This is a genomic window from Simplicispira hankyongi, from assembly GCF_003570885.1.
Lineage (GTDB): Bacteria > Pseudomonadota > Gammaproteobacteria > Burkholderiales > Burkholderiaceae_C > Simplicispira > Simplicispira hankyongi.
Window position 1 is genome coordinate 613,152 of the sequence record NZ_QXJC01000001.1, and the last position, 24,354, is coordinate 637,505.

Sequence of the window (24,354 nt, forward strand, 5' to 3'; positions counted from 1 at the left end):
CCTCTCCCGCACCGACCATGGACCGCGCCACCGCACCCCGCACCCCGCACCTCACCAGCCGCCTGCCGCAAGTGGGCACCACCATCTTCAGCGTGATGTCGGCGCTGGCGGCCGAGCACGGCGCGGTGAATCTGGGCCAAGGCTTTCCTGATTTCGACTGCGACCCGCGCTTGCCGGACGCCGTGACCGCCGCCATGGGCGCTGGCCACAACCAGTACCCACCCATGCCGGGCGTGCCCGCGCTGCGGGAAGCGGTTGCTTCAAAAATAGAAGCGCTCCACGCCCGCCAATACAGCGCTGCAACCGAAATCACCATCACGGCTGGTGCAACGCAGGCCATCCTGACGGCGATCCTGGCCACCGTGCACCCCGGTGACGAGGTGATCGTCCTCGAACCCTGCTACGACAGCTACGTCCCCAACGTCGAGCTGGCGGGTGGCGTGGCGGTGCGCGTGCCGCTCACACCCGGCAGCTTTCGCCCTGATTTCGACAAGATCGGCGCCGCCATCACGCCGCGCACCCGCGCCATCATCGTCAACAGCCCGCACAACCCGAGCGCGACGGTCTGGAGCGCCGAGGAGATGCAGCAGCTGCAAGACTTGCTGGCGCCGACCGACATCCTGCTCATCAGCGACGAGGTCTACGAGCACATGGTGTTCGACGGCGCCGAGCACCAGAGCGCGGCGCGCTTTCCCGGTCTGGCCGCGCGCGCGTTCATCGTCTCCAGCTTTGGCAAGACCTTCCACGTCACGGGTTGGAAGGTGGGCACCGTGGCCGCACCCGCTGCCTTGACCGCCGAATTCCGCAAGGTGCACCAATTCAACGTGTTCACGGTGAACACCCCCATGCAGCATGGCCTGGCGGCCTACCTGCAGGATTCGGCACCCTACCTGCAACTGCCCGCCTTCTACCAGGCCAAGCGCGACCTCTTTCGCCAGGGGCTGGAAGGCTCGCGCCTGAAGCTCTTGCCCAGCGCCGGCAGCTACTTTCAGTGCGTGGACATCGCAAAGGTCAGCGACTTGAGCGAGGCCGATTTCTGCCAATGGCTGACCCGCGAACTGGGCGTGGCTGCGATTCCGCTCTCGGCGTTCTACCGCGACGGGTTTGACCAGCGCGTGGTGCGATTCTGCTTCGCCAAGAAAGACGAGACCCTGCGCGCAGCGCTGGAGCGGCTGCGGCGGCTGTGAAGGCTAGAGGCTCTGCGACGGACAGCTAATCCAGCTAAATTCTTAGCAAAAAATGGCTCTAGCGTATACCCCATAAGCGTTAGCAGCTATTAATTTAATAGCTTTCTGCGCGCTGTCCAAGCAGCGCTTGCCTGCGTTTTGGCGGACGTGGCCGCAAGGCCAACCCGCTGATCCGCGTCAAGTTTTCTGTACAGAGGACGGACTCAAGGGATTCACCCGAGAGCCAGCGCCAATGGAGCGAACCTAGACTGTGGCGTCCTGCGCCACCGTGGCCGCAGGCAGAGGACTGGAGTTTGCCTTGCAGCCTACCCAAACCGCCCATCCGGACTACTTCCACAAGGTGGTCGATTGCCAGTGGGCCTGCCCTGCCCACACCCCGGTGCCCGAGTACATCCGCCTGATCGGCCAGGGCCGCTACGACGACGCCTACATGGTCAACTGGGTGTCCAACGTGTTTCCCGGCATTCTTGGCCGCACCTGCGACCGGCCCTGCGAGCCCGCCTGCCGGCGCGGCCGGGTCGAGGAAAGCAATGGCGCCCACCCCGAGCCCGTGGCCATCTGCCGCTTAAAGCGTGTGGCAGCCGACAACAAAACCGCCGGAATCAAGGCACGCATGCCCGCCATCGCACCCCGCAACGGCAAGCGCGTGGCCTGCGTGGGCGCCGGCCCCGCATCGCTGACCGTGGCGCGCGACCTGGCGCCGCTGGGCTACGAGGTGACGGTGTTCGACGCCGAATCCAAGGCGGGCGGCTTCATCCGCAGCCAGATTCCACGCTTTCGCCTGCCGGAATCGGTGATCGACGACGAAACCGGCTACATCCTCGACATGGGGGTGCAGTTTCGCAGCCAGGAAAGCGTGGACTCGCTGCGTACGTTGCTGCAGCAAGGCTACGACGCGGTGTTTGTGGGCAGCGGCGCGCCGCGCGGGCGCGATCTGGAGATTCCAGGCCGGCGCGAGATCGAGGGCAACATCCATATCGGCATCGACTGGCTGGCTTCGGTGTCGTTCAGGCACATCACCCGCATCGCACCGCGCGTCATCGTGCTGGGCGGCGGCAACACCGCCATGGACTGCTGCCGCTCGGCGCGGCGCTTGGGCGGCACCGACGTCAAGGTCATCGTGCGCAGCGGCTTTGACGAGATGAAGGCTTCGCCCTGGGAAAAAGAGGATGCGCTGCACGAGGGCATCCCGATCCTGAACTTCCATGTGCCCAAGACTTTTGAGCACGACAACGGCCAGCTCACCGCCATGACCTTCGAGATCGTGCAGGCCGAGTACGACGCGCAAGGCCGCCGCAGCCTGGTGCCCACGGGTGAGCCCGAGGTGCGCGTGCCCTGCGACGTGGTGCTGATCGCCGTGGGCCAGGAAAATGCGTTTCCGTGGATCGAGGACGACGTGGGCATTGCCTTTGACCGATGGGGTTTGCCGCAGCTCACACCAGACACCTTCCAGTCCACCCTGCCCCAGGTATTCTTCGGCGGCGACGCGGCCTACGGCCCGAAAAACATCATTACCGCCGTGGCACAGGGGCACGAGGCGGCGGTGTCGATCGACCGCTTCCTGCACGGCGAAGACGTGCGCCAGCGCCCGGCGCCGCACACCAACCTGATGTCCACCAAGATGGGTATCCACGAGTGGAGCTACAACAACGACGTCTCGAACGACCTGCGCTTCAAAGTGCCATGGGCCAAGGCCGAGGTGGCGCTGGCCAGCATCCGGGTGGAAGTGGAGCTGGGGTTCGATGCCGCCACCGCGTTCAAGGAAGCCAGCCGCTGCCTGAACTGCGACGTGCAGACGGTGTTCAACCGCTCCACCTGCATCGAGTGCGATGCCTGCGTGGACATTTGCCCCATGGACAGCATTACGTTCACCTTCAATGGCGAAGAGGACGAGTTGCGCAAGCGGCTCAAGGCCCCCGCCGGGAACCTGACGCAAGCACTGATGGTTTCCGCGCCGCTCAAAACCGGGCGCGTCATGGTCAAGGACGAAGACGTCTGCCTGCACTGCGGCCTGTGCGCCGAGCGCTGCCCCACGGGCGCCTGGGATATGCAGAAGTTCCGCCTGGATACCACCCAGGCCGGCCCGCAATGCCGCGACGCCCAGACCACCCGCCACACGCTGGAGGCCGCATGAAGCCCATTGAAGCCGTCAACGACTTTGTCATCAAGTTCGCCAACGTCAACGGCTCGGGCTCGGCGTCCGCCAACGAGCTGTTCGCCAAGGCCATTCTGCGCATGGGTGTGCCAGTCAGCCCGCGCAACATCTTCCCCAGCAACATCCAGGGCTTGCCGACCTGGTACGAGGCCCGCGTGTGCGAGCGCGGCTATTCCGGGCGGCGCGGCGGCGTGGACATGATGGTGGCCATGAACCCGCAGACCTGGGACGCCGACGTGGCCGAGCTCTCGCCGGGCGGTTACCTGTTCTACGACAGCACCCGGCCTATTCCTGCGTCCAAGTTTCGCACTGACACCACTGTCATCGGCGTGCCGCTGACCGAGATCAGCAACAGCGCCTACACCGAGCCGCGCCAGCGCCAGTTGTTCAAGAACATCATCTACGTGGGCGCCCTCTCCATCCTGCTCGACGTGGAAGCCGAGGTATTCGAGAAGCTCTTTGCCGAGCAGTACAAGGGCAAGGAAATACTGCTCGATTCCAACATCAAGGCCCTGCACCTGGGGCGTGACTACGTCAAGGCACACCTGCAGGCGCCCCTGGGCATCCGGGTGCGCCGTGCCGACGAGGTAGGCGACCTCATTTTTACCGACGGCAACAGCGCAGCCGCCCTGGGCTGTGTGTACGGCGGCGCCACGGTGGCGGCTTGGTACCCGATCACGCCCTCATCGTCGGTGCCCGAGGCCTTCCAGAAATACTGCGACAAGTTCCGCATCGACCCGGACACCGGCCGCAGCAACTTCGCCATCGTGCAGGCCGAAGACGAACTGGCCTCCATCGGCATGGTGGTGGGCGCGGGCTGGAACGGCGCCCGCGCCTTCACCGCCACCTCGGGCCCGGGCATCTCGCTGATGACGGAGTTCATCGGCCTGGCCTACTTTGCCGAAATCCCAGTCACCATCATCGACGTGCAGCGCGGCGGGCCGTCCACCGGCATGCCCACGCGCACCCAGCAGTCGGACCTGCTCGCCTGCGCCTACGCCTCGCACGGCGACACCAAGCATGTGCTGCTGTTTCCCGAAGACCCACACGAATGCTTTGAACACGCCGCCGCAGCGCTGGACCTGGCCGACCGGCTGCAAACCCCGATTTTTCTCATGACCGACCTGGACATCGGCATGAACCAGCGCCTGTGCAAACCCTTTGCCTGGGACGACACGCGTACCTACGACCGGGGCAAGGTGATGACTGCCGAAGAATTGGAGGCGGGCAAGGATTTTGGCCGCTACAAGGACGTGGATGGCGACGGTATTCCCTGGCGCACCTACCCCGGCACGCACCCCACCAAAGGCAGCTTTTTCACGCGCGGCACCACGCGCGACTCCTATGCCCGCTACTCGGAGCGCGGGCCGGACTACCTCTACAACATGGAACGTCTGCTGCGCAAATTTCGCACCGCCGCCGACCTGGTGCCCCAGCCCGTGCTGCGCAGCGCGGCGCATGCCACGCCGCTGGGCGTAATCTACTTCGGCTCCACCAGCCCGGCCATGCAGGAGGCGCTGGATGTTCTGACGGCCTCCGGCACCGACATCGACGCGATGCGCCTGCGCGCCTTTCCCTTCCCCGATTCGGTGGACCGCTTCATCGCCGCGCACGAACAGGTGTTTGTGGTGGAGCAGAACCGCGACGCCCAGATGCACGCCCTGCTGGTCAACGAGCTGGGCGTGGACCCGGCGCGCCTCGTCAAGCTGCTGCACTACGACGGCACGCCGATCACGGCGCGCTTCATCACCCAGGCGATTCAGACCCATCTGCAAGGCGCCACGGCGTCGCTGAAGGAGGCCGCATGACCTACCTCGCCAAGCCCCGGCTGCACCACCCCACGCTGACCCACAACAAGGTGGGCTACACGCGGCGCGACTACGAAGGCCGCATCTCTACCCTGTGTGCGGGCTGCGGGCACGACTCGATCTCGGCGGCCATCATCCAGGCCTGCTGGGAGCTCGACATCGAACCCCACCGTGTCGCCAAGCTCTCGGGCATTGGCTGCAGCTCCAAAACGCCGGACTATTTTCTGGGCGCCTCGCACGGCTTCAACACCGTGCACGGGCGCATGCCCTCGGTGCTGACCGGCGCCAACCTGGCCAACCGCGACCTGCTGTACCTGGGTGTCTCGGGCGACGGCGATTCGGCCTCCATCGGCCTTGGGCAGTTCGCCAATGCCATGCGCCGGGGCGTGCGCATGGCCTATATCGTCGAAAACAACGGCGTCTACGGCCTGACCAAGGGCCAGTTCTCGGCCACGGCCGACCGGGGTTCGCGCAGCAAGAAGGGTGTGGTCAACAACGACAGCCCGGTGGACCTGGTAGGCCTGGCGCTGCAACTGGGCGCCACCTATGTGGCGCGCAGCTTTTCGGGCGACAAGGAGCAGCTCGTGCCGCTCATCAAGGGCGCCCTCGGCCACGGTGGGGCGGCGTTCATCGACGTCATCAGCCCCTGCGTCACCTTCAACAACCACAGCGGCAGCACCAAGAGCTACGACTACGTGCGCCAGCACAACGAGGCCGTGAGCCGCATCGACTTCATGCCCCGGCACAGCGAGATCACGGCGCAGTACGCGCCCGGCGAAGTGATCGACGTGCAGCAGCACGACGGCAGCCCGCTGCGCCTGCGCAAACTGCACACCGATTACGACCCCACCGACCGCTACGCCGCGCTCAGCTACATGAACGCCCACCAGGCGCGCGGCGAAGTGGTGACCGGTCTGCTCTACCTCGACCCGCAGGCCACCGACCTGCACCTGTCCCTCAACACCAGCAACACGCCGCTCAACAGCCTGGGGCCGGCCCAACTGTGCCCCGGCTCGAAAGCACTGGAAAAACTCAACGCATCGCTGCGCTGACCCTGTTGTCCCCTGCCAAAGGAGCCCTGCCATGGCCGAACGCACCGTGTTCCAGTCGATCTCCCAGCGCCACGTGGTGAGCCTGGGGCCCCAGGCCAGTGTCTGGGACGCGGCCTGCGTGATGACGCGCGCCAACTGCGGCAGCGTGCTCATCCTCGACACCCTGGGCGCCATCCTGGGCATCCTGACCGAACGCGACCTGATGACGCGCGTGCTGGCCAAGGCGCTGAGCCCCGAGACCACCCTGGTCTGCGACGTGATGACACCGCACCCGCAAACGGTGGGTCCCGACATGAAGGTCTCCGAGGCGGTGCTGATCATGATCGAGCGAGGCTTTCGGCACCTGCCCATCGTCTCGCCAGCGGACAAGATCCTCGGCGTTTTCTCGGTACGCGACGCGCTGCCGCGCGAGATCGGCGACGCGGTAAGCCTGGCGGAATTCAACGACCAGGTGAACGACGCCCTGGGCTGATGCGGCGACCGACATGCCGGCGCCAGTTCGACCCGCATAGGAACGGACGAATCATTGGCGTTCCCGTCTCTGGGATACTTGCGCCCCAGGAAACGGCCCCCTGAGAGAAAAAGAAAACCCACACCATGAGCCTCTTTGACCGACTCTGGGGCGGCGCGCGCAAAAAAACGCCCTCCCCCAAGCCTGCCGCCCCCGCACCGCTCGCAGTGGCAAGCGCTGAGCCAAAAGGCGCCGTGGAACGCCGCCAGTCCCCTCGCAAGAACGCCCGCAAGGGGACGCGGGCGCTGATCATCGACGACTCGCCGACCGTGGTGGCCGTGTTGCGCAAGGCGCTGCGCTCGGCCGGGTGCAGCACGCGCGAAGCGCTGGATGCCGAGCATGGCCTGGCGCTGCTCGACCAGGACCCGCCCGATCTGATTTTTCTGGACATCGTCCTGCCCGGCATGAACGGCTTTCATGCCCTGCGCCTGATCCGCAAGAACCCGGCGTACCAGCACATCCCCGTCATCATGATCAGCGGCAACGAACACGCCATCGAACAGTTCTACGTCAATCGCATCGGGGCCGACGATTTCATGAAGAAGCCGTTTTCCCGCTTCGAGATCTTTGCCCGCATTGAAAGCCTGCTCGACGATGACCTGGTGCCCCGCCGCAAAGGCTTGAGCACACCAGCGCTGGCCAGCGAAGCAATCCGCCCACGGACGGGCAGCGCAAGCGCGTAGGGGAAAAATATCAATCAAATTGGCCTCTAGCGCTTATCCACCAAGCGCTATTAGCTATTAATCTGATAGTTAAAAACCACCTCTTTGACCGGCTTCGGAGCCACAACAGCCCAGGCAGCCGCAAACCGTTTCACCCGGCCCCATCGGCCCCGTCACGCTCGCGGTCGCGTTTTGCCCGCAGCACTGCAGCGCGCCAGCGGGCCAGCGCCACCGCATAGCCAAGGGAGTAGCCCGCCAGCAGCCCATACGCGCACACCGTGGTGGCGCTGCCCATGAACTCTGCCGTACTCCTAGACACCACCGGCGCCAACCAATAGACCTCGGCGACCCGCCAGGCAATGCGCGCCAGGAACAGCGCGGACAGCGCAAACCCCAGGTGCGCATTGGGCGTGTAGAACAGCCCTTCGCCGCGCCGCGCTTCAAACTGCGTGTGGCGAACGCCCAGCAAGGAGAGCACCGCGCCCGCCAGCAGGCTGCCAATAAGCCACCCCACCCGACCCGGATGCGCCAGCGCTGCGTGCGCGACCCAGATGCTGAGCAGCGAATACACCGCTAGCGTGATCGGCGCCCGGTAGCGCGACAGGCGCTGGCGCCCAAACATCTTGCGCAGGCGCGCGTAGATGCGCCAGACAATCAGCGGGGAAAGCGTCAGCAGCGTGAGGGTGGACGAACCGGGAGCTTGCATGGGAACGGGGAAGAAGAGGTGGCCGTGGTCACGAAATAATCCAGCGGCCAATATAGTGCGTACGTCCATCGGCCTGTCAGCGCCTGTTCAAAGGTCCGTGGCTCATTGACAGAATTAAAGCAGCTCTCGCGCAGCGAGCAGGCCTGAAATGTCAGGCAATGCGATTTCTTCGATGCCCGCAATAGGCCCCCGACAGCCTCTGCCCCAGTTGCAGCCCACAACCAGCTCTACCCCTCACACCCCCACAATCCATCCTCCCGCGCCCGCAACAACACCGGTGCGATAAATATGCACAGGAGGCCAAACGCCGCCATCCAGCAAAAACCGGCCAGCGCCATCCAGGCAACAGAGTATTCCCCCACCCACGCCGCCCCTGCGCGCAGCAGCGCGGCCAAGGCAATCAGGCCCGCACCCCACATGCCCCACGCGCGCTCGTCAATCGCCAGGCCGCAGTGCGCGCGCCCAGCAATACAGATGACGGCGTAAATCGCCAGGCCAATCGTTCCCACGGTCAGCAGATGGCGCCCCGCAATGACGCCCGGGCCGCCGGCCAGCAGCGCCCAGCCCATCAGCGCGTAGCCCAACGCCATGCACAGGTACACGGCGTAGAGCATGAGCGGCCAGCGCCGCAGCAGCGGGCGGCCCACATGCCAGTCGCCCAGCAGGTTGAACACGGCAGCGGCGCTGGCGCAGGCCAGCCAGCCGCTGGTGCGGCTGCCCTCGTGCAGAAACTCGGCCAGGGTGAACAGGGCAATGCACAGCACCGCCAGGTTGCGCCGGTGTGGGCGGGCCAGGTAGGGCTCGGCGCCGGGGTCCGCCTGGTCGATGGCGCGGTTCACGATGCGCATGGAGATACGGCTCATGGCGACGACGATGAGCACCATCAGCAGGCCCAGAAAGGCGTGCAGCCAGCGCATGGGGTAGGCACCGCGCAGCGCATCGAAGTAAAAACCAGCGACCAGCAGTGCCAGGCCTGAGATCGCCCAGCCAAAGGCGTGGTGGCGCTGGCCGGCGGGCGTGCGAAATGCGGGCCAGAGCAGCACGATGAGCATGGCCAGCAGCGCGAACTGCGCCGTGCCCGCCACGGCCAGCGCGGGCAGCCCGCCCACGCCCGAGAGCCAGAAGCCCGCACGGCCGAGCAGCCACAGCGCGGTCAGCCAGCGCGCAGCACGGGTCGAGGCGCCTGGGGTGTTCGTGAACTCAGGCACGGCGGTGAGCACGAAACCGACCACCGCTGCCAGGCCAAAGCCCAGTAGCAGTTCATGCGCGTGCCACACCAGCGCACCGCCAGTGACGGGCGGCGGCGGCAGGCCCAGCGCCAGCACGGCGCTCCACAGGCCAATCAGCAGCACCGCCGAGCCCATCGCGATCAGAAAAAACGGCCGCATGGCGCACATCCACACCGGGTGGCGGGCCGAGAGCAGGCTGGGCGCTTGGCCTGGCGTGGCGGCTACCCGCATTGGCGGCTCCGGCTGCCGGGAAGTTGTGCGGCGCCTGGGTCTGCGGGTAGCGCTAGAGGCACGCGCGCACCCGGCAGGGGCAGCACCGCGGCTGCGGGTTCACTCGCAGCGCGCCCTTCTTCCTGCAAGGCATCGAGCCCAAAGGCCTCGCGCACCACCGGCACGCGCAGCAGTTCGGCGGTGTCATGGTAGACCGTCGCATCGCTGCGCGTCAGTGCGGCACCAGGCGGGGTATGGCGGTGCACGATGCGGCCCGGCGCTGCGGCCATGACCAGCACGGTATTGGCCAGGCGCACGGCCTCCATCAGATCGTGGGTGATCATCAGCACTGCGGTGCCCTGCTCCGCCTGGTGGCGCAGCAGCAGGCGGTGCAACTGGGCTTTGAGGCCAATGTCGAGTGCGGCAAAGGGTTCGTCGATCAGCAGCAAGTCGGGTTGCAGCACCAGCGCACGCGCCAACGCGGCACGGCTTTGCATACCGCCCGAGAGCTGGTGCGGGTAGGCGGCCAACGCCTCGGCATCGAGCCCCAGGGCGTTGCCCATCGCCTGGGCGCGGGTGCGCGCATCGGAGCGCGCCACACCTTGTGCACGCAGGCCCAGGGCGATGTTGTCAGCGGTGGTCTGCCAGGGCAGCAGGCGCGGCTGCTGGAACATGAGGGCGGGCTTGGCAAAGCCGCTGTGCATAGCCCCCTCTTGCAAGGTGAGCAAGCCGGCGCACAGGTGCAAGAGCGTGGTCTTGCCGCAGCCAGACGGGCCGACCAGCGCCACTACGCCGCCGGGGGGCAGCGTGAGGCTGACGCCGCCGATGACCTCTGTCAGGGCGTAGCTGTGGCGAACGTCTTGCAATTGCAAACTCATATAGGCGTCTCCCGCCAGCGCTCCACTTCGCGCTTGAGCGGCTCCAAGAAGCCGTACTCGACTGCCAGCAAGCAGCCCACCACGGCGACGATCCAGCCCATGGTGACAGCCGTATCGAGCTGCGCACGGCTGGCCGCGAGCGCTGCGCCCACACCATCACTGCTGGCCAGCAGTTCGGCCATCACGGTGACCTTCCAGGCGCTGCCCAGCGCCGTCACCCAGGCCGGGAACAGGTAGGACAGCACATGCGGGCCATACACCTCGCGCAGCGCCATGCCGCGCGGCAGTCGGTAGGCGCGCGCCATGTCGCGCAACTGCAAATCGAGCGTGCGCGTGCCTTGCAGCGCGCTCACAAACACCACGGGGAAGCAGGCGATGAAGACGGTGAACACGGGCGTGCCGTCGCTCATGCCAAACCACAGCATGGCGAGCACCAGCCAGGCAATAGGCGGCGTGCCCAACAGCACGGTGACCAGCGGGCGCGAAAGCACAGACGCGGTGACCGAAAGGCCGGCAGCCAGCCCCAGCAAGCTGCCCACCGAGACGGCCAGTGCCAGCCCCATCAGTGCGCGGCGCCCGGTGGCGACGATCGCGGGCCAGGCAGCGCCCTGCTGCACCAGGCCCCACAGCGCGGCGAACGCGGCGAGCGGATCGGGCAGGATCAGCGGGTCGTAGAAGGCGGCGACGGCCTCCCAGGCGGCAAGCAACAAGAACAGGCTGGCGGCGGCACCCCAGCCGCTCCACAGATAGCCAGGCAGGCCCCGGAGCACGCGCGCCAGCAGCCGCAGCATTAGGCAGCCTTTGCTGAAGCCGGTGCACCAATCCCGTAAAACGGGTCGGTAGGCAGCTTGCCCCCCACCAGCGCGGGGTTGCGCGCCATGAGCTGCCCAAAGAAAAACTCCAGTTCGGGCCGCGCTGCAGCGGCAGGTACATCATCGAGCTGGCTGACGGCAATGGCGTCGGCCACCGCTTCCGGGGTGAGCAGGTCGATGTGCTTGGCCATCATGGCGCCGCACTCCATGGGGTTGGCACGGCACCAGTCGAGCGACTGCGCGTAGGCTTTTTCAACAGCTGCCAGCACCTCGGGCTGCTGGCGCACGGCGCCCACGGCGGCAATACCGGCCTGTGGAATATGGGGTTTTCGGTGGAACAAGCGGCCCCACTCCTGCTGCAAATCTGCGCCCCGGTACAGATCGGGCGCGATCAGCCCGATGGGAAAGGAATGGGTTTTGCGCAGCGCCAGCGACACGGCGGGCTCGGCCAGCAGCGCATGCGAGACGCGCCGCGTGATCAGCAGCAGCATGGCCTCCATGGGGGTCGGCACGTACCGAATGCGAAAGTCCTTCTGCAAATCCAGCCCCTGCTTGGCGGCCAGCAGTTGCAGCACGATGTCGGGCATGTCGCCATGGAAAGGCACGGCGATTTCTTCGCCACGGTAGTCGGCCAGTGTCTTGCGATGGGCATCGCGCGTCACGAGCCACAGCGCGCCCCAGGTCGAGATGTTCAGCAGCGTGACACCCGCGCCCCGGTTGAACAAATTTGCCGCCACATTGCTGGGCATGGCCAGGATGTCGGCCTTGCCGCCCATGGCCATCATGCGCAGTTGGTCGGGGTCGCGCCAGGCGACAAAGCTCGTGCGTCCTGCGACGTTGGCCAGCGCATTGGTATCGGCCATGCGCATCAAGGGCGCCGAGACAATGGCGGGCGGTCCCGAAAGAGTGATGCCCTCGCGCAGCGGGGACGCGGGCGCGGCCTGCATCACGACTGGCAGGCTGCTTGCCACCAACCCAGCGAGCACCTGGCGACGTGAAAGACCTGAGGAATCCAAAGATTTCAGCACGACGATCCCCTTAGAACTGGTAGTTCAAGCCTACGGTAAAGCTGCGCCCCAAGCCTTGCAGATAGCCCGGCTGCGCTGCGATGGCCTGGTTGCGGATGGCGTAGGCACTGGCGTAGCGCCGGTCGGTGACGTTGTCGGCCTGCGCATACAGCGCCAGAGGGCCATTGCGCCATTCGAGCTTGAGGCCCAGCAGTGCATAGGCGTCCTGCTCGGCACCCGGCGTGTTGGCGTGGTCGGTCGGGGTGCTGACGGGCATCCAGCGCACGTTGGGGCCAAAGCGCCAGGCACCCATGTGAAGCATCACTTCGGCGTTGATCAGCTGGCGCGGCACACCGGCAATCTGCTTGCCCGCGTATTCGCCACCCCGAAACCGGAAGTCGCTGTAGGTCCAGCTGGCACGGTAGTCCAGTGCACCGATACCGATCCGCCGGCTGCCCGAGAGGCCCAGCTCCACACCCTGGTGGCGCGTGCCGCCACGGTAGTTGTAGGTGCCGACCTTGATGCCGTTGGCGTCGGTGGTTGAAATCAGCTCGTCCGCCAGCACACTGCGGTACACGGCAGCCGTCCAGTGCAGGGCGTTGGTGCCAGCGCCCCATTGGCCCGCGCCGCCGAGTTCCAGTGTGGTGGCACGCTGCATCTGCAGGCGCACCAACTCGGCCTGGGCCGTGGCCGGGCTGTTGGGCGCCACCGCGGCGCTGACGATTTCCCAGAAGGTGGGCGCCTCCTGGCTGCGGCTCAGGTTGGCCCACAGGCGCGTGGAGGGCGTGGCCGCCCAGTTCACGCCGACCTTGGGCGTGGCAAAGTTCCAGCTCTGGTCGAGCTGCGTGCCCGTGTCGCGGCTTTGCGCGTCGCGTGTGAGATGGCTCCATTGCATGCTGCCCAGCAGGGTCCAGTCGGGCGCCAGCCGCCAATCAGCCGCTGCCAGCGCCTGCAAATTTTGCGCACCCAGGTTGTAGCGGCCAAAGCGCTGCATCTCCTGGCCGTTGGCGGGATTGGTGGCGAACAGGTCACGGTCCATGGTGCTGTCGGCCCATGACACAGCTGTGCGCCAGCCCAAGGCGCCTTCACTGCCCGCTGGGCGCCCACTGGCTTGCCACTGTGCGCCGGTGGTATAGCTGTGCGTGACGGTGTAACTGGTCATGTTGTTGAACAGGTCGTCGGTGTCTTGCCAGTACACACCCACCTCCTGGCGCAGCGTGTCGTTGCCCCAGCGCGAGCGGTTCGCCAAGCGCAGCTGGGTGGCAGTGCGGCGCGGATCGCGCTTGTAGACGTTGAGCAGCGTGTCCTGAGGCGCGTTGCCGTCGCCCATGACACCGCGCGGGTCGGAGTGGATGCGATCTTTGGGTACCACATTCGGAATGTGAAAAGCCAGGTCTGTCCAGGTCAAATACGTACGGTTCTCAAACCCGCCCTCGCCCTGAAAGCCTACGTTGGCCTGCAAGCTGTCGCGCCGCGAATCCGAATGGTGGCGGTAACCGTCGTAACGGTCGCTGCTGATGGACACCCGGCTGTCAAAGCGCTCGCCGACACCGCCCACGGCTGCCTGTGCGCCGCGCCGGCCAAAGCTGCCGCCCTCCAGGCGCACACGGCCGCGTTCATCGGCACCCGTCATCGACACGAAATCCAGCTCCCCTCCCAGCATGGTGGCGCCGGGCGACCTGGCATTGGCGCCGCGCAACGCGCTGACGAAGGCGGCGTTGCGCGGCTCGATCATTCCGATGATGAAAGAACCATCGGCCTCATTGAGCGGCAAGCCGTCTTGCAGCAGCAATACACCCCGGTTGACCGGGTTGCTCTGGATGCCCGAGCCGCGAATCCCCAGGCGCGGCTGGTCGGTACCGCCAAAAAAATCTTGCAACACGATGCCGGGCTGGTAGTCGAGGGCGTCGCGCAGTGTGGCCAGACGGGCTTCCTTTTGCGGCTCGGCCAGATTGGTGCCTCCAGGCACCTGTGCCAACTTCTCACGCTCGGCCTGCACGGTCGCGGCGAGCGGCAGCTTGGTGCTGTCGCGGCTGGCGTTTACGGTGACCGGTGGCAAGCTGGTATCGGACTGAGCGAGCGCTTGAAGGGACGAGAAGGCCGAAACGCTGACGAGGCCACTCAGGTAAAAAGGACGCAAAAGAAGGCTTTTTGTCATATTGATATTGATTCGCGTTTGCATCTATTATGCCGAAGATTAGATGAATCTTTTGCTGGTGCAACAAAATTCCTGCACTGTCGGCCGGTTTACAGCGCTGGCGCATGCCTTGGCTGACCGAGCGTGGCAAATGGGACAATGCAAACGCTTGCCCACGCGCGGTCGCTAGCGACCGCCTCCGACCCACCCTTCTGGCTTGGCCCATCGGCCTGTTTCCCGAGACACCATGCAAATTGCCACCTGGAACATCAACTCACTGACCGTGCGCCTGGCCCAGGTGCTCGCCTGGCTGGCCGCCAACCCGGTCGATGCCCTGTGCCTGCAAGAACTCAAGCTCACCGACGACAAGTTTCCCCACGAGGCGCTGCGCGAGGCAGGCTATGAAGCCGCTGCTTTCGGCCAAAAGACTTACAACGGCGTGGCCATCCTGAGCCGCAAGCCCCTGCGCGACGTGGTGCGCAACGTGCCCGGCTCAGAGGACACGCAGGCGCGCGTCATTGCCGGCACGCTGGACACGCCACATGGCGCGTTGCGCCTGGTCAATGGCTACTTTGTGAACGGCCAGGCACCAGACAGCGAAAAGTTCGCCTACAAAATGCAGTGGCTGCAGGCGCTGCAGGACTGGTTGCGCACTGAGCTGGTCGCGCACCCGCAGTTGGTGCTGGTGGGCGACTTCAACGTGGCACCGGAAGACCGCGATTCGTACGATCCCATCGGCCTGGCGGGCACTATCCACCACACGCAAGAGGAGCGAGACCATTTCCAGGCGCTACTGGCGCTGGGGCTGCATGACGCTTATCGATTGTTCGAGCAGCCAGAAAAAAGCTACTCCTGGTGGGACTACCGCATGCTGGGTTTCCAGAAAAATCGGGGATTGCGCATCGACCACATCCTGGTGAGCGAGGCGCTGCGCCCCAGCGTGCGCGCCTGCACCATTGACCGCGCACCGCGCAAGAACCCGCAACCCAGCGACCACGCGCCGGTGGTAGTAACGCTGGCCGACTGACGCACCGCCCCTTCAGCATGCTGACGATTACGGCTATTTTGCTGGCACTTGCATTGGCGACTGCGCTGTGGCTGCGGCCCTGGCAGTTCCTGCGCGGTGGCGCATTGGTCTCCCCGCTGCTGGGCAGCCTGGTGGTGCTGCCCTGGCTGTGGGCCCTGCCCTGGATGCACACCATGCCTTTGCAAATGCACTGGTCATTTGCCTGCCTGGTGCTGCTCATGCTGGGCTGGCCGCTGGCGGTCCCCACCTTGTGCACCATCGCCCTGATGGCCGGCTTGCTGGGCAGCCAACCCTGGGAAATCGTGGTGATGCTGGCCTTCTGGCGCGGCGTTCTGCCTGCCACTTTGGCACTAGGCCTTGGCGCAGCCATTCGCCGCGTGATTGGGCCGCATTTGTTCGTCTATGTGCTCGGGCGCGGGTTTCTGGGCGCGGCCGCCTGCTTGTTTGCTGCCAGCGCCTTGCTGCAATGGTCAGGCCCGACGCAACCTGGGCTGAACAAGGAGTTGTCGCTGGTGGCTCACTGGCTGACAGCCTGGGGCGATGCCTTTGTCACCGGTATGCTGACCGCTATCTTTGTCGCGTTCAAACCCGAGTGGCTTGCCACCTGGTCCGACACACTTTATTTGCACAAAACTTAACGCCCATGACCACTGCCCGCGAATTTGCCCCTGGCCTCATCGTTCAAGGCGCAGACGCGCCCCTGCGCCTTGCCGATTTCCGCCTGATTGCGTTCGATATGGATTCCACGCTGATCAACATCGAATGCGTGGACGAGATCGCCGATGCCGCTGGCCGCAAGGCAGAGGTAGCGGCCATTACCGAAGCCGCCATGCAGGGCGTGATATCTGATTACAAGGAAAGCCTGCGCCAGCGTGTGGCGCTGCTCAAAGGCGTGCCGATGAGCCACCTGGAGCAGGTTTACACACAGCGGCTGCGTTTCAATCCAGGGGCACAGCAGCTGGTCACCGCAGCCAAGGCGGCCGGGCTGGCGACCTTGCTGGTCTCGGGTGGCTTCACATTTTTCTCGGACCGCGTTCGCGCCGGGCTGGGCATCGACTTCGCGCGGTCCAACCAACTGGAAGTATGCGACGGCGTGCTGACCGGACGCATGCTCGACCAGACCTGGGGCGACATCTGCGACGGCGCGGAAAAGCGCCGCACCTTGCTGGAACTGACCTCGCTCATGGGTATTTCACCCGCGCAGACCATTGCCGTGGGCGACGGCGCCAATGATTTGCCCATGATGGGCGCTGCCGGGCTCTCGGTGGCCTACCACGCCAAGCCAGCCGTGCGGGCGCACGCCAACGTGGCGATCAACGAGGGCGGGTTGGATCGTCTGCTGGAACTGATGCCGCCTGAAAAGGTGTGAAGGCCGGTATGCCGATCGACGCGGCGGCTTGCGGAACCGCACGGCTGGGCAATCCCGGCACCAGCCGCACAAGGCTCATATTTTGTTGCCCCGCCAGTTGCGGCTGGTTGGCAACCAAAAGGTCGGCCAGCGTATAACGATCAAGCACAGCAAAAAAGCTGTGCATCGCCTCGCCCAAGATGCCTTGCAACCGGCAGTGGCTGCTCAGCCGGCATTGGTTGGTGGCCGAATCAAAGCACTCGACAAGGCTGAAATCGGTCTCGGTGGCGCGCACCACGACACCCACGTTGATCTCACCCGCAGGCCGCATCAACCGCATGCCGCCGCCCCTCCCCCGCGTGGTTTCCAGCAGTCCGGCGGCGGCAAGCTGCTGCACGATTTTGGTCAGATGGCTGCGCGAGATCCCGTAGCTCTCGGCCACTTCGGTAATGGTGACTGGCTGGGACCGTCCGTCGCAAGCTGCGCAGTACATCAGCACGCGCAGCGTGTAGTCCGTCCACTGGGTCAGTCGCATAGGCACATTCGGGTTGGTAGAGAGATCACTCTGGAATTTTATTGCGATAAAATATTCACGCAACATGCCTCTTTAAGGATAAACCCCATGAACGCCCGCGTTGACGCCCTGAACCCCACCCTGGCACTGACCCCGCAAGCCACCATCGGCAGCATTGCCGTGGCATTGCCGGGAGCGACTGCCGTCTTTCGCCGCCTGAAACTCGACTTTTGTTGCGGTGGCCAAATAGCACTGGAGCAGGCCGTGGCCGACAAAGGCCTGGCGCTGGATTCCGTCCTGGCAGAGCTGGCGGCACTCAACCGCCCCGTGAGCGCCCCCGAAGCCGCAACGCCAGCCGAGATGGTGGACCACATCATTGCACGCTACCACGATGTGCACCGCGAACAATTGCCCGAGCTGATCCGCATGGCACGGCGCGTTGAGGTCGTGCACCGCGAAAACCCCAACGTGCCGGCGGGTTTGGGCGATCTTCTGGAAGAATTGCAGGCCGAGCTGCTTACCCACATGCACAAGGAAGAGGCCATCCTTTTCCCCATGCTCAAATCAGGCGGTAACCCCTTTGTCACGCAGCCCATCGGCATGATGCGCGCCGAGCACGTGGACCACGGCGCGGCGCTGGAGCGACTGCTCGCAATGACCAACGACGCCAACCCGCCAGCCGGCGCCTGCAACACCTGGCGTGCGCTCTACACCGGCATTGCGCAGTTTTCCGACGACCTGGTCAACCACATTCACACCGAAAACAACATGCTGTTCCCGCAATTTGAACCGGTAGCGGCAGACAACGGCGGTTGCGGGAGCTCTTGCGGATGCAGCTGAGCCAGCCAGCCACCCCCGCCACACCAAGCTGCGAGCGCGGCCCGGTCACCAGGGAGCGCTTGGCCACACTGGTGCATTCGTTCTACGCCGATGTGCGTGCCGATCCCCTGCTAGGGCCGGTGTTCGAGCACGCGCTCGCCGAGCGCTGGGAGCCCCACCTTGATCGCATGGTGGAGTTCTGGAGCACCGTGGCGCTGGGCAGCAAGTCGTTCAGTGGCAACGTCTTTGGCAAGCACATGGCGCTTGAGGACGTCACGCCAGCGCATTTTTCTGCCTGGGTACGGCTATGGGGCGAGCACACCGAACGCCTGTTCGAGCCTGACGACGCCCGCGAACTGCAGTTCACGGCGCACGGCATTGCACGCAATCTGTTTCAGGGGTATTTCGGCACGCTTCCCACCTTTGCGCACCGCGGCTGACACGCACCGCTGCGCGCTCAAGCGGGTTGGCATCAAGCGGCCTGCGTGCCCGACCACACCCACCAGGCCAGTACCAGATCATGCAGCCCGTTGCCGCGTCCAGCACCCGCCAGGACTGGGGGCGCGCAAACCAGCCCTGCAACTTCCGGCCAGCAAGTGCGAGGAACAAAAACCACGCCAGGCTGGCCGATGCCGCGCCGGCCACGAACGCCGCCTTGAGAAAGCCAGCCTCGCGCGCGCCCATAGAGCCCATCAGCACCACGGTGTCCAGATACACATGTGGATTGAGCAGCGTGATGGCGGCCAGCGCCAGCAGCACGGCACGCTTGGTGGGAGCTGCGGCCTCGGCTGACTTTGTTGCTTCTGCAGCAGCACGCCGGGGCAGCAAGCGCGACCAGGCCAGCAGGCCGTAGCACAGCAAAAACACCGCGCCGCCCAGGCTGAGCGCCTGCGCCAGCACAGGCCGGTTCGCCAGCATTTGCGCCATGCCAGCCACGCCGACCGTAATCAGCAGGGCATCGCTCAACACGCACCAGGCGACGCAGGCCCGCACATGCCGGCCACTGACCACCTGGCGCAAAACGAAAAGATTCTGCGCACCAATCGACGCCACCAGTGCAAAACACACGGTAAAGCCAGCGAGCCAGGAAGAAACGGCATTTGCAATCCACATGCCGCCATTCTGGTCAACGGGCAGTGTTAAGTACACTTCATTTTTCTAACCATGATTAAGCATTGCTGATGTTTGACTACGCTGCTCTCGAAGCTTTGGCCGCCGTGGTACGCGAGGGTGGCTTCGAGCGCGCCGCGCGGCGCCTGCACGTGACGCCGTCCGCCATTTCTCAGCGCATCAAACAGCTCGAAGAGCGCTGTGGCCAGGTGCTGGTGCTGCGCGGCTCCCCCTGCACGGGCACCGACGCCGGGCGCCAGCTGTGCCTGCATTTCGAACAGGTGGCGTTGCTGGAGCACCAGTTGCGGCGCAGCCACCCAAGCCTGGCCGGCCAGGCGGCAACCGCGCCGACGCTCAAGCTCGCCATTAATGCCGACTCGCTCTCGACTTGGTTCATGGACGCCTTGGCAGCCTTCACCGATACCGGCAATGAGCTGCTCGATCTGCGTCTGGACGATCAGGAGCACACGGCGCAGCGCCTGCGCGAGGGCGAGGTTCTGGCCGCCGTGACGGCCACAACGGCCGCCATTGCCGGCTGCAACAGTTGGCCGCTGGGCACCATGCGTTATGTGGCCGCCGCCAGTCCTGGTTTTGCCGCACGCCATTGGCCGCAGGGTGTGTCGGTAGAGGCCCTGGCCACAGCCCCCATGCTGACCTTCGACCCCAAAGACCGCCTGCAGGAGCAATGGTTGGCACAACTAGGCCTGCCGGCCCGGGCGCACCCGCCGCACCACTACGTGCCGTCCAACGATGGCTACGTCCGGGGCTGCGAGCGCGGCCTGGGCTGGGGCATGCACCCCCTGGCCCTTGTGGCGGAGCAGTTGGCGGATGGCCGGCTGGTACGCGTACTGCCCAACACCGACCTGCACATTCCACTGTTCTGGGTGCACCTGCGCAGCGCGCAGGCGCCTTTGGCGCGCCTCACCCACTGCGTCATGGCGGCAGCGCGTGCCTGGCTGGAACCGGCAGACGCGTGAAGATCACGTACCGCGCTTGGCACGCAGGCCGCGCTCGCTCAGCTCGGCGAGCACGCGCTCCACGTGGTCGCCCTGCAGCTCGATGACGCCCGCCTTGAGCGTGCCACCCACGCCGCAGGCCGCCTTCAACTCACGTGCCAACTGTGCCAAGGCATCTGCTGCCAGAGGCACGCTGCGCACCACGGTGACGGCCTTGCCGCGCCGGCCCTGGGTATCGCGGGCCACGCGGGCAACCCCGTCGCCCACGGGCGCCGCACTTCTTGCACAGAGGCAGTCGGCCACCGGCTGGCGGCAGGTGGGGCACATGCGCCCCTGCTCTGTGGAATACACCAGGCCACCCAAGCCGGCGGTGCGCTGCAAACGGCTCATGGCAGCCTGCTCACATGGCCAAAATTGAGGATGCGGGTGGCGGCAACCGTTTCGACAAAAAACAGCACCAAAGCGCCCAGAAAGCACATCACCCCCGCCAAAAAACTTCCGACGGCCCAGCGGGGGCTGTTGAACTCGGTGGTCTGCCCCAAAAACAGAAAAAGAATGGTCAGCCCGATGAGAAAACCGCACAGTGTCAGCAGGCCAATGCACAGCGTGACCAGCCAACCCCGAGTCCGCAGCAGCGCCAGTTCCGCCACGGTGCGGGCATGGACATCTGCGTCTTCGACGTTGCGCCGCTGCGCCTCCAGCACCCGTGCCCGGTCAACGATGCGGGCCAGGCGGTTGGCCACCGTGCCTATCATTCCCGAGACGGCCGTCAGCAAAAATACCGGTGCGACCGCCAGCTGAATGCTGTGGACAATGGCCCCTGAGTCGTCAACAAAGTTCATGCGGCCGGATTATCGCGGCGGCGGCGCACAATCGCCCACTGCCCACGCCTCCCCTTTCTTCTCTTGGGCCTTCCATGCCTTTTTCTGCACTCGGCCTCCACACCGCCCTTGCCCAGGCTGCGCAAACGCGCGGCTACACCGCGCCCACCCCCATCCAGGCAGAGATGCTGCCCGCCGTGCTCGCCGGCCGTGATGTGCTGGCACAGGCGCCCACGGGCTCGGGCAAAACCGCTGCCTTCGCCCTCCCCTTGCTGCAGCGCGTTGCGGCCCAGCCCAGCGAGCGCCCACGCCGGGTGCAGGCGCTGGTGCTGGTGCCGACACGCGAATTGGCTGCGCAGTGCGGCGGCGTGCTGCGCGATTTTTCCGCAGCCTGCTCGCCGCGTGTGGAAGTGGCACTCGCGTTCGGCGGTGTCTCGATCAACCCGCAAATGATGGCGCTGCGCGGCGGCGCCGATATCGTCGTGGCGACGCCGGGGCGCCTGCTCGATCTGGTGCGCCAAAACGCGCTGCGGCTGGACAATGTGCAGACCCTGGTCCTCGACGAGGCCGACCGCCTGCTCGACCTCGGTTTCGCCGACGAACTTGCACAAGTGCTGGCTTTGCTGCCGGCCAAACGGCAGAACCTGCTCCTGTCCGCCACGTTCCCGGGCAAGGTGCAGGCACTGGCAAAAGCCTTGCTGGATGGCCCCGTGCATATCCGGGTCGATGCAGTGCAAGAGGCGCCAGCCATCGCGCAGCGCAGCATTGCTGTCGATCCAGAAAAGCGCACGCAGCTGCTGCGCCACCTCGTCACGCAGGAAGCGTGGAGCCGTGTCCTGGTGTTTGTCGCCACGCAGTACACGGCGGAACACGTGGCGGAGAAGCTCTACAAGGCCGGTATTTTCGCCACGCCGTTTCACGGTGGTCTCAGCCAGGGCGCGCGGCGCCAGGTGCTGGAAGAATTCAAGGCCGACCGCTGGCAGGTGGTGCTGACCACCGACCTTGCCGCACGGGGGCTCGACATCAGCCTGTTGCCGGCGGTGGTCAACTTTGACCTGCCGCGCTCCAGCGCCGACTATGTGCACCGCATTGGCCGCACGGCCCGAGCAGGCGAGCAAGGGGTCGCGGTGAGCTTCGTCGTGCCGCAGAGCGAGCCGCATATGCGGCTGATTGAAAAACGCCTGGGCATGCAGCTGGCGCGCGAGGTGCTGCCCGGCTTCGAACCCACCGAGGCGCCCGCGCAAGCCGTCGCGGGCGCGGGCGGCATCAAGGGCAAGCGCCCCAGCAAGAAGGACAAATTGCGCGCTGCGGGCCTGCTACCCCCGTTGGAGTCGGGCCAACAGCCCGATCAGTCGCCTACATAAGGCGCAGCAGCAAGCGGCGTACCGTCAGCGTTCTCGGTCGGATGGATGCGCGGCGCCCGCTTGGCTGCGCGTGCCAGCACCTCCAGGTAAAACTGGGCTGCCTGCGCGGCAGCCGCTGCGTCCACCAGCGCCATGACGGCGCCCACCGCCACAGGCTCGGGCGCGTTCGGCGGCACGGCAAAACGGCAATCAAAATCCCAAAAATCAGCGCCCTCTGGCAGCGCCTTGCTGCGTTCACGGCGCAGGTATTTGCGAATTTCGTGCTTGATGGCGTCCAGGCGCCGGTCGGGGTGCAGGCCCTCGACCTGCAGGGAAAAAGTCTTTTTCATGGCCAATGGTAGCGCTCTACTTGTAAGCCCATGGTTACAGGGGAAGCAAAGTGCCACAATATTCCTTCATTGAACCTGTCCACGGCCATGATTGCGATGTCCGCCCTGCAAGAACTGCTGCATGCTCTGCCCGGCGCGGTGCTGCTGGCGCGCAACGACGTCATCGTGTATGCCAATGCCGCCAGCGCAGCGCTGCTCGAAGTGGCATCGCCTGAACAGCTCCACGGCCGCACGACCAATGAATTCGTGCACCCGCTGGACAAGCAGCGCTCGAGCGAGCGCATCTACCGCATCAGCAGCCAGGCGGTGGAGCCCGCTACAGCGCCCAACAAACCCTCGGAATTCCGACTCCGCACCAGCCTTGGCAACCTGCGCATGGTGCTGATCTCCAGCGTGGCCCTGGTGGTCGAAGGTGCGCCCGCCGTGCTGATGTGCGGCCTGGACATGACGCACCAGAGTGAGATCCAGCAGCAGCTGCGCGAGAGCGAGCAGAACTTCCGGCGACTGTTCGAGAGCATGCAGGATGTGTACTACCGCACCAACGCCCAGGGCGTGGTACAGCACGTAGGCCCCGGCGTGCGCCGGGTACTCGGCTACGAACCGCACGAGATTGAAGGCCGCACCGCGGAGTCGTATTACCCGCAAAGCAGCGACCGGGATGCCTTCAAGGCCGCCATCATGGCGCATGGGGAAGTCTCGGATTTTCCAGGCCAGATGGTGTGCAAGGACGGCAGCATCATCGACATTTCCATCAGCAGCCATGCCTTGTTCGACCACAACGGCCAGTTCGCCGGCATCGAGGGCATTTACCGCGACGTGACGCAGCGCAAAAACCTCGAACGCGAGCTGCAGCGCCTGGCCACCACCGACATGCTTACCGGCATGGCCAACCGCCGCGCATTCCTCGACGCTGCCGAGCAGGCCTGGGCCGAGGCGAGGGGAAACGGCCAGGCCATGTGCCTGCTGATGCTCGACCTGGACCACTTCAAGAACATCAACGATCGCAATGGCCACCTTGAGGGCGACCGGGTCCTCGTGGCCTTTGCGCAGGCGGTGCGCGCGCAACTGCGTGCCAGCGACACCGTGGGGCGCCTGGGTGGCGAAGAGTTCTGCGTACTGCTGCGAACGACCGACGCCGACAGCGGCAGCGAGGTCGCCACACGCATTCTGGAGGGCGTACGCACCATGCCGCTCACAACCGCCACCGGCGAACGCTTGAGCGTGACGGTCAGTGTGGGCTTGGCCAACCTGCGTTCTGTAGACCGCAGCCTGCACGAATTGCTCGACCGCGCCGATCAAGCGCTGTACAACGCCAAGCGCGGGGGACGTGACCGGGTAGCGTTCAATGCGGGCGGCGGGCCTTCACACACGGACTCCCTCGGACCAGAGCATCAGGACACTTAGATAGAAAATGGCCTCTAGCGCTTACCCAGAAAGCGCCATAAGCTATCTTATAAATAGCAACAAGCCCTGTGCAAATACCGCCCGCTGTCAATAGTGCGGGGGCATTTCGTCGCGCGGGTTGCGCTCACCGCCTTCAGCGCCCGGCGCCTGCTGGCGCAGTTGGACCAGCTCGCGCGCCAGCCGATCGATCTGCTCCTGCTGGCGGTAGATGTTGAGGTTGAGCCCATCCACCAGGTCTTCCAGGTAGCTCAGCTTCACTTCCAGGCTCTCGAACCGCTGGTCGCTATTGTTTGCTTCCCGCATGGCGT

At 65.3% G+C, this 24,354-nt stretch carries 26 protein-coding genes; 14 read left to right on the forward strand and 12 right to left on the reverse strand.

What is annotated here, in order from left to right; translation table 11 throughout:
- Nucleotides 1-17: 17 nt before the first annotated feature.
- The 6 genes from D3F03_RS02710 to D3F03_RS02735 all read left to right on the forward strand — a co-directional run bounded on the left by D3F03_RS02710 (nucleotide 18) and on the right by D3F03_RS02735 (nucleotide 7,396).
- Nucleotides 18-1,187: a pyridoxal phosphate-dependent aminotransferase gene (locus D3F03_RS02710; RefSeq protein ID WP_119107808.1), complete on the forward strand. Its 1,170-nt coding sequence runs from the start codon at nucleotides 18-20 to the stop codon at nucleotides 1,185-1,187.
- A gap of 298 nt (nucleotides 1,188-1,485) precedes the next feature.
- Entirely contained in the window at nucleotides 1,486-3,321 is a 1,836-nt protein-coding gene (locus tag D3F03_RS02715; RefSeq protein WP_119107809.1) for an FAD-dependent oxidoreductase, read from the forward strand.
- Nucleotides 3,318-5,150, forward strand: a complete 1,833-nt coding sequence (locus D3F03_RS02720; protein ID WP_119107810.1) for a 2-oxoacid:acceptor oxidoreductase subunit alpha — start codon at nucleotides 3,318-3,320, stop codon at nucleotides 5,148-5,150. The genes D3F03_RS02715 and D3F03_RS02720 overlap by 4 nt, the downstream gene beginning before the upstream one ends.
- On the forward strand, nucleotides 5,147-6,202 hold the full coding sequence (locus D3F03_RS02725; protein ID WP_119107811.1) for a 2-oxoacid:ferredoxin oxidoreductase subunit beta: 1,056 nt from the start codon (nucleotides 5,147-5,149) through the stop codon (nucleotides 6,200-6,202). The genes D3F03_RS02720 and D3F03_RS02725 overlap by 4 nt, the downstream gene beginning before the upstream one ends.
- 31 nt (nucleotides 6,203-6,233) lie before the next feature.
- Entirely contained in the window at nucleotides 6,234-6,674 is a 441-nt protein-coding gene (locus D3F03_RS02730; RefSeq protein ID WP_119107812.1) for a CBS domain-containing protein, read from the forward strand.
- Between the two features lie 125 nt (nucleotides 6,675-6,799).
- Entirely contained in the window at nucleotides 6,800-7,396 is a 597-nt protein-coding gene (locus tag D3F03_RS02735; RefSeq protein WP_119107813.1) for a response regulator, read from the forward strand.
- 130 nt (nucleotides 7,397-7,526) lie between these two features.
- Here the strand turns inward: D3F03_RS02735 and D3F03_RS02740 are convergent, their stop codons facing one another.
- The 6 genes from D3F03_RS02740 to D3F03_RS02765 all read right to left on the reverse strand — a co-directional run bounded on the left by D3F03_RS02740 (nucleotide 7,527) and on the right by D3F03_RS02765 (nucleotide 14,375).
- Complete coding sequence (locus tag D3F03_RS02740) at nucleotides 7,527-8,081, reverse strand: CcdC protein domain-containing protein (RefSeq protein WP_119107814.1); 555 nt, start codon at nucleotides 8,079-8,081, stop codon at nucleotides 7,527-7,529.
- A gap of 227 nt (nucleotides 8,082-8,308) precedes the next feature.
- Entirely contained in the window at nucleotides 8,309-9,541 is a 1,233-nt protein-coding gene (locus tag D3F03_RS02745) for an NnrS family protein (protein WP_245960476.1), read from the reverse strand.
- Nucleotides 9,532-10,398: an ABC transporter ATP-binding protein gene (locus D3F03_RS02750; RefSeq protein WP_119107815.1), complete on the reverse strand. Its 867-nt coding sequence runs from the start codon at nucleotides 10,396-10,398 to the stop codon at nucleotides 9,532-9,534. Before D3F03_RS02750 ends, D3F03_RS02745 begins: the two co-directional genes overlap by 10 nt.
- Nucleotides 10,395-11,189 (reverse strand): ABC transporter permease, encoded by a 795-nt coding sequence (locus D3F03_RS02755; protein ID WP_119107816.1) that lies wholly within the window; start codon nucleotides 11,187-11,189, stop codon nucleotides 10,395-10,397. Before D3F03_RS02755 ends, D3F03_RS02750 begins: the two co-directional genes overlap by 4 nt.
- Nucleotides 11,189-12,238, reverse strand: coding sequence for an ABC transporter substrate-binding protein (locus D3F03_RS02760; RefSeq protein ID WP_245960477.1), 1,050 nt, complete (start codon nucleotides 12,236-12,238; stop codon nucleotides 11,189-11,191). The genes D3F03_RS02755 and D3F03_RS02760 overlap by 1 nt, the downstream gene beginning before the upstream one ends.
- A 10-nt stretch (nucleotides 12,239-12,248) precedes the next feature.
- Nucleotides 12,249-14,375: a TonB-dependent receptor family protein gene (locus D3F03_RS02765; RefSeq protein WP_119108534.1), complete on the reverse strand. Its 2,127-nt coding sequence runs from the start codon at nucleotides 14,373-14,375 to the stop codon at nucleotides 12,249-12,251.
- Nucleotides 14,376-14,601: 226 nt separating this feature from the next.
- Here D3F03_RS02765 and D3F03_RS02770 point away from each other — a divergent pair, with 226 nt between their 5' ends.
- Genes D3F03_RS02770 through serB form a run of 3 tightly spaced genes read left to right on the forward strand, consistent with a single transcriptional unit; the run spans nucleotide 14,602 to nucleotide 16,750 of the window.
- Nucleotides 14,602-15,381, forward strand: coding sequence for an exodeoxyribonuclease III (locus D3F03_RS02770; protein ID WP_119107817.1), 780 nt, complete (start codon nucleotides 14,602-14,604; stop codon nucleotides 15,379-15,381).
- Nucleotides 15,382-15,401: 20 nt separating this feature from the next.
- Nucleotides 15,402-16,019 (forward strand): hypothetical protein, encoded by a 618-nt coding sequence (locus tag D3F03_RS02775; protein WP_425453085.1) that lies wholly within the window; start codon nucleotides 15,402-15,404, stop codon nucleotides 16,017-16,019.
- Between the two features lie 5 nt (nucleotides 16,020-16,024).
- Complete coding sequence (serB, locus tag D3F03_RS02780; RefSeq protein WP_119107819.1) at nucleotides 16,025-16,750, forward strand: phosphoserine phosphatase SerB; 726 nt, start codon at nucleotides 16,025-16,027, stop codon at nucleotides 16,748-16,750.
- On the opposite strand, the gene D3F03_RS02785 is transcribed toward serB, so the two are convergent.
- The gene (locus D3F03_RS02785) at nucleotides 16,695-17,264 is read right to left on the reverse strand and encodes an RrF2 family transcriptional regulator (protein WP_119107820.1); all 570 of its coding nucleotides are present in this window, start codon (nucleotides 17,262-17,264) and stop codon (nucleotides 16,695-16,697) included. The genes serB and D3F03_RS02785 overlap by 56 nt on opposite strands.
- 87 nt (nucleotides 17,265-17,351) lie before the next feature.
- On the opposite strand from D3F03_RS02785, the gene ytfE reads away from it, so the two are divergent.
- Both ytfE and D3F03_RS02795 read left to right on the forward strand, forming a co-directional pair.
- On the forward strand, nucleotides 17,352-18,083 hold the full coding sequence (gene ytfE / locus D3F03_RS02790) for an iron-sulfur cluster repair protein YtfE (protein WP_119107821.1): 732 nt from the start codon (nucleotides 17,352-17,354) through the stop codon (nucleotides 18,081-18,083).
- Nucleotides 18,074-18,502, forward strand: coding sequence for a group III truncated hemoglobin (locus D3F03_RS02795; protein ID WP_245960478.1), 429 nt, complete (start codon nucleotides 18,074-18,076; stop codon nucleotides 18,500-18,502). The genes ytfE and D3F03_RS02795 overlap by 10 nt, the downstream gene beginning before the upstream one ends.
- Here D3F03_RS02795 and D3F03_RS02800 read toward each other — a convergent pair.
- Nucleotides 18,426-19,175, reverse strand: coding sequence for a LysE/ArgO family amino acid transporter (locus D3F03_RS02800; protein ID WP_425453058.1), 750 nt, complete (start codon nucleotides 19,173-19,175; stop codon nucleotides 18,426-18,428). The two genes, D3F03_RS02795 and D3F03_RS02800, sit on opposite strands and share 77 nt — an antisense overlap.
- Before the next feature lie 68 nt (nucleotides 19,176-19,243).
- On the opposite strand from D3F03_RS02800, the gene argP reads away from it, so the two are divergent.
- Nucleotides 19,244-20,149 (forward strand): HTH-type transcriptional regulator ArgP, encoded by a 906-nt coding sequence (gene argP, locus D3F03_RS02805; RefSeq protein ID WP_119107822.1) that lies wholly within the window; start codon nucleotides 19,244-19,246, stop codon nucleotides 20,147-20,149.
- Between the two features lie 3 nt (nucleotides 20,150-20,152).
- Here argP and D3F03_RS02810 read toward each other — a convergent pair whose 3' ends face one another.
- A complete protein-coding gene (locus tag D3F03_RS02810) occupies nucleotides 20,153-20,518 on the reverse strand; it encodes a translation initiation factor Sui1 (protein WP_119107823.1) in 366 nt (121 codons plus the stop codon).
- Nucleotides 20,515-20,970, reverse strand: a complete 456-nt coding sequence (locus tag D3F03_RS02815) for a DUF2721 domain-containing protein (RefSeq protein WP_119107824.1) — start codon at nucleotides 20,968-20,970, stop codon at nucleotides 20,515-20,517. Before D3F03_RS02815 ends, D3F03_RS02810 begins: the two co-directional genes overlap by 4 nt.
- 74 nt (nucleotides 20,971-21,044) lie before the next feature.
- Between D3F03_RS02815 and D3F03_RS02820 the strand changes: the two genes are divergently transcribed.
- The gene (locus D3F03_RS02820) at nucleotides 21,045-22,313 is read left to right on the forward strand and encodes a DEAD/DEAH box helicase (RefSeq protein ID WP_119107825.1); all 1,269 of its coding nucleotides are present in this window, start codon (nucleotides 21,045-21,047) and stop codon (nucleotides 22,311-22,313) included.
- Here the strand turns inward: D3F03_RS02820 and D3F03_RS02825 are convergent.
- On the reverse strand, nucleotides 22,298-22,642 hold the full coding sequence (locus D3F03_RS02825; RefSeq protein WP_119107826.1) for a DUF6172 family protein: 345 nt from the start codon (nucleotides 22,640-22,642) through the stop codon (nucleotides 22,298-22,300). The genes D3F03_RS02820 and D3F03_RS02825 overlap by 16 nt on opposite strands.
- Nucleotides 22,643-22,738: 96 nt before the next feature.
- Here D3F03_RS02825 and D3F03_RS02830 point away from each other — a divergent pair, with 96 nt between their 5' ends.
- Nucleotides 22,739-24,046 (forward strand): sensor domain-containing diguanylate cyclase, encoded by a 1,308-nt coding sequence (locus D3F03_RS02830; protein ID WP_119108536.1) that lies wholly within the window; start codon nucleotides 22,739-22,741, stop codon nucleotides 24,044-24,046.
- 87 nt (nucleotides 24,047-24,133) lie between these two features.
- On the opposite strand, the gene D3F03_RS02835 is transcribed toward D3F03_RS02830, so the two are convergent.
- On the reverse strand, nucleotides 24,134-24,349 hold the full coding sequence (locus D3F03_RS02835; RefSeq protein ID WP_119107827.1) for a SlyX family protein: 216 nt from the start codon (nucleotides 24,347-24,349) through the stop codon (nucleotides 24,134-24,136).
- Between the last annotated feature and the right edge of the window lie 5 nt (nucleotides 24,350-24,354).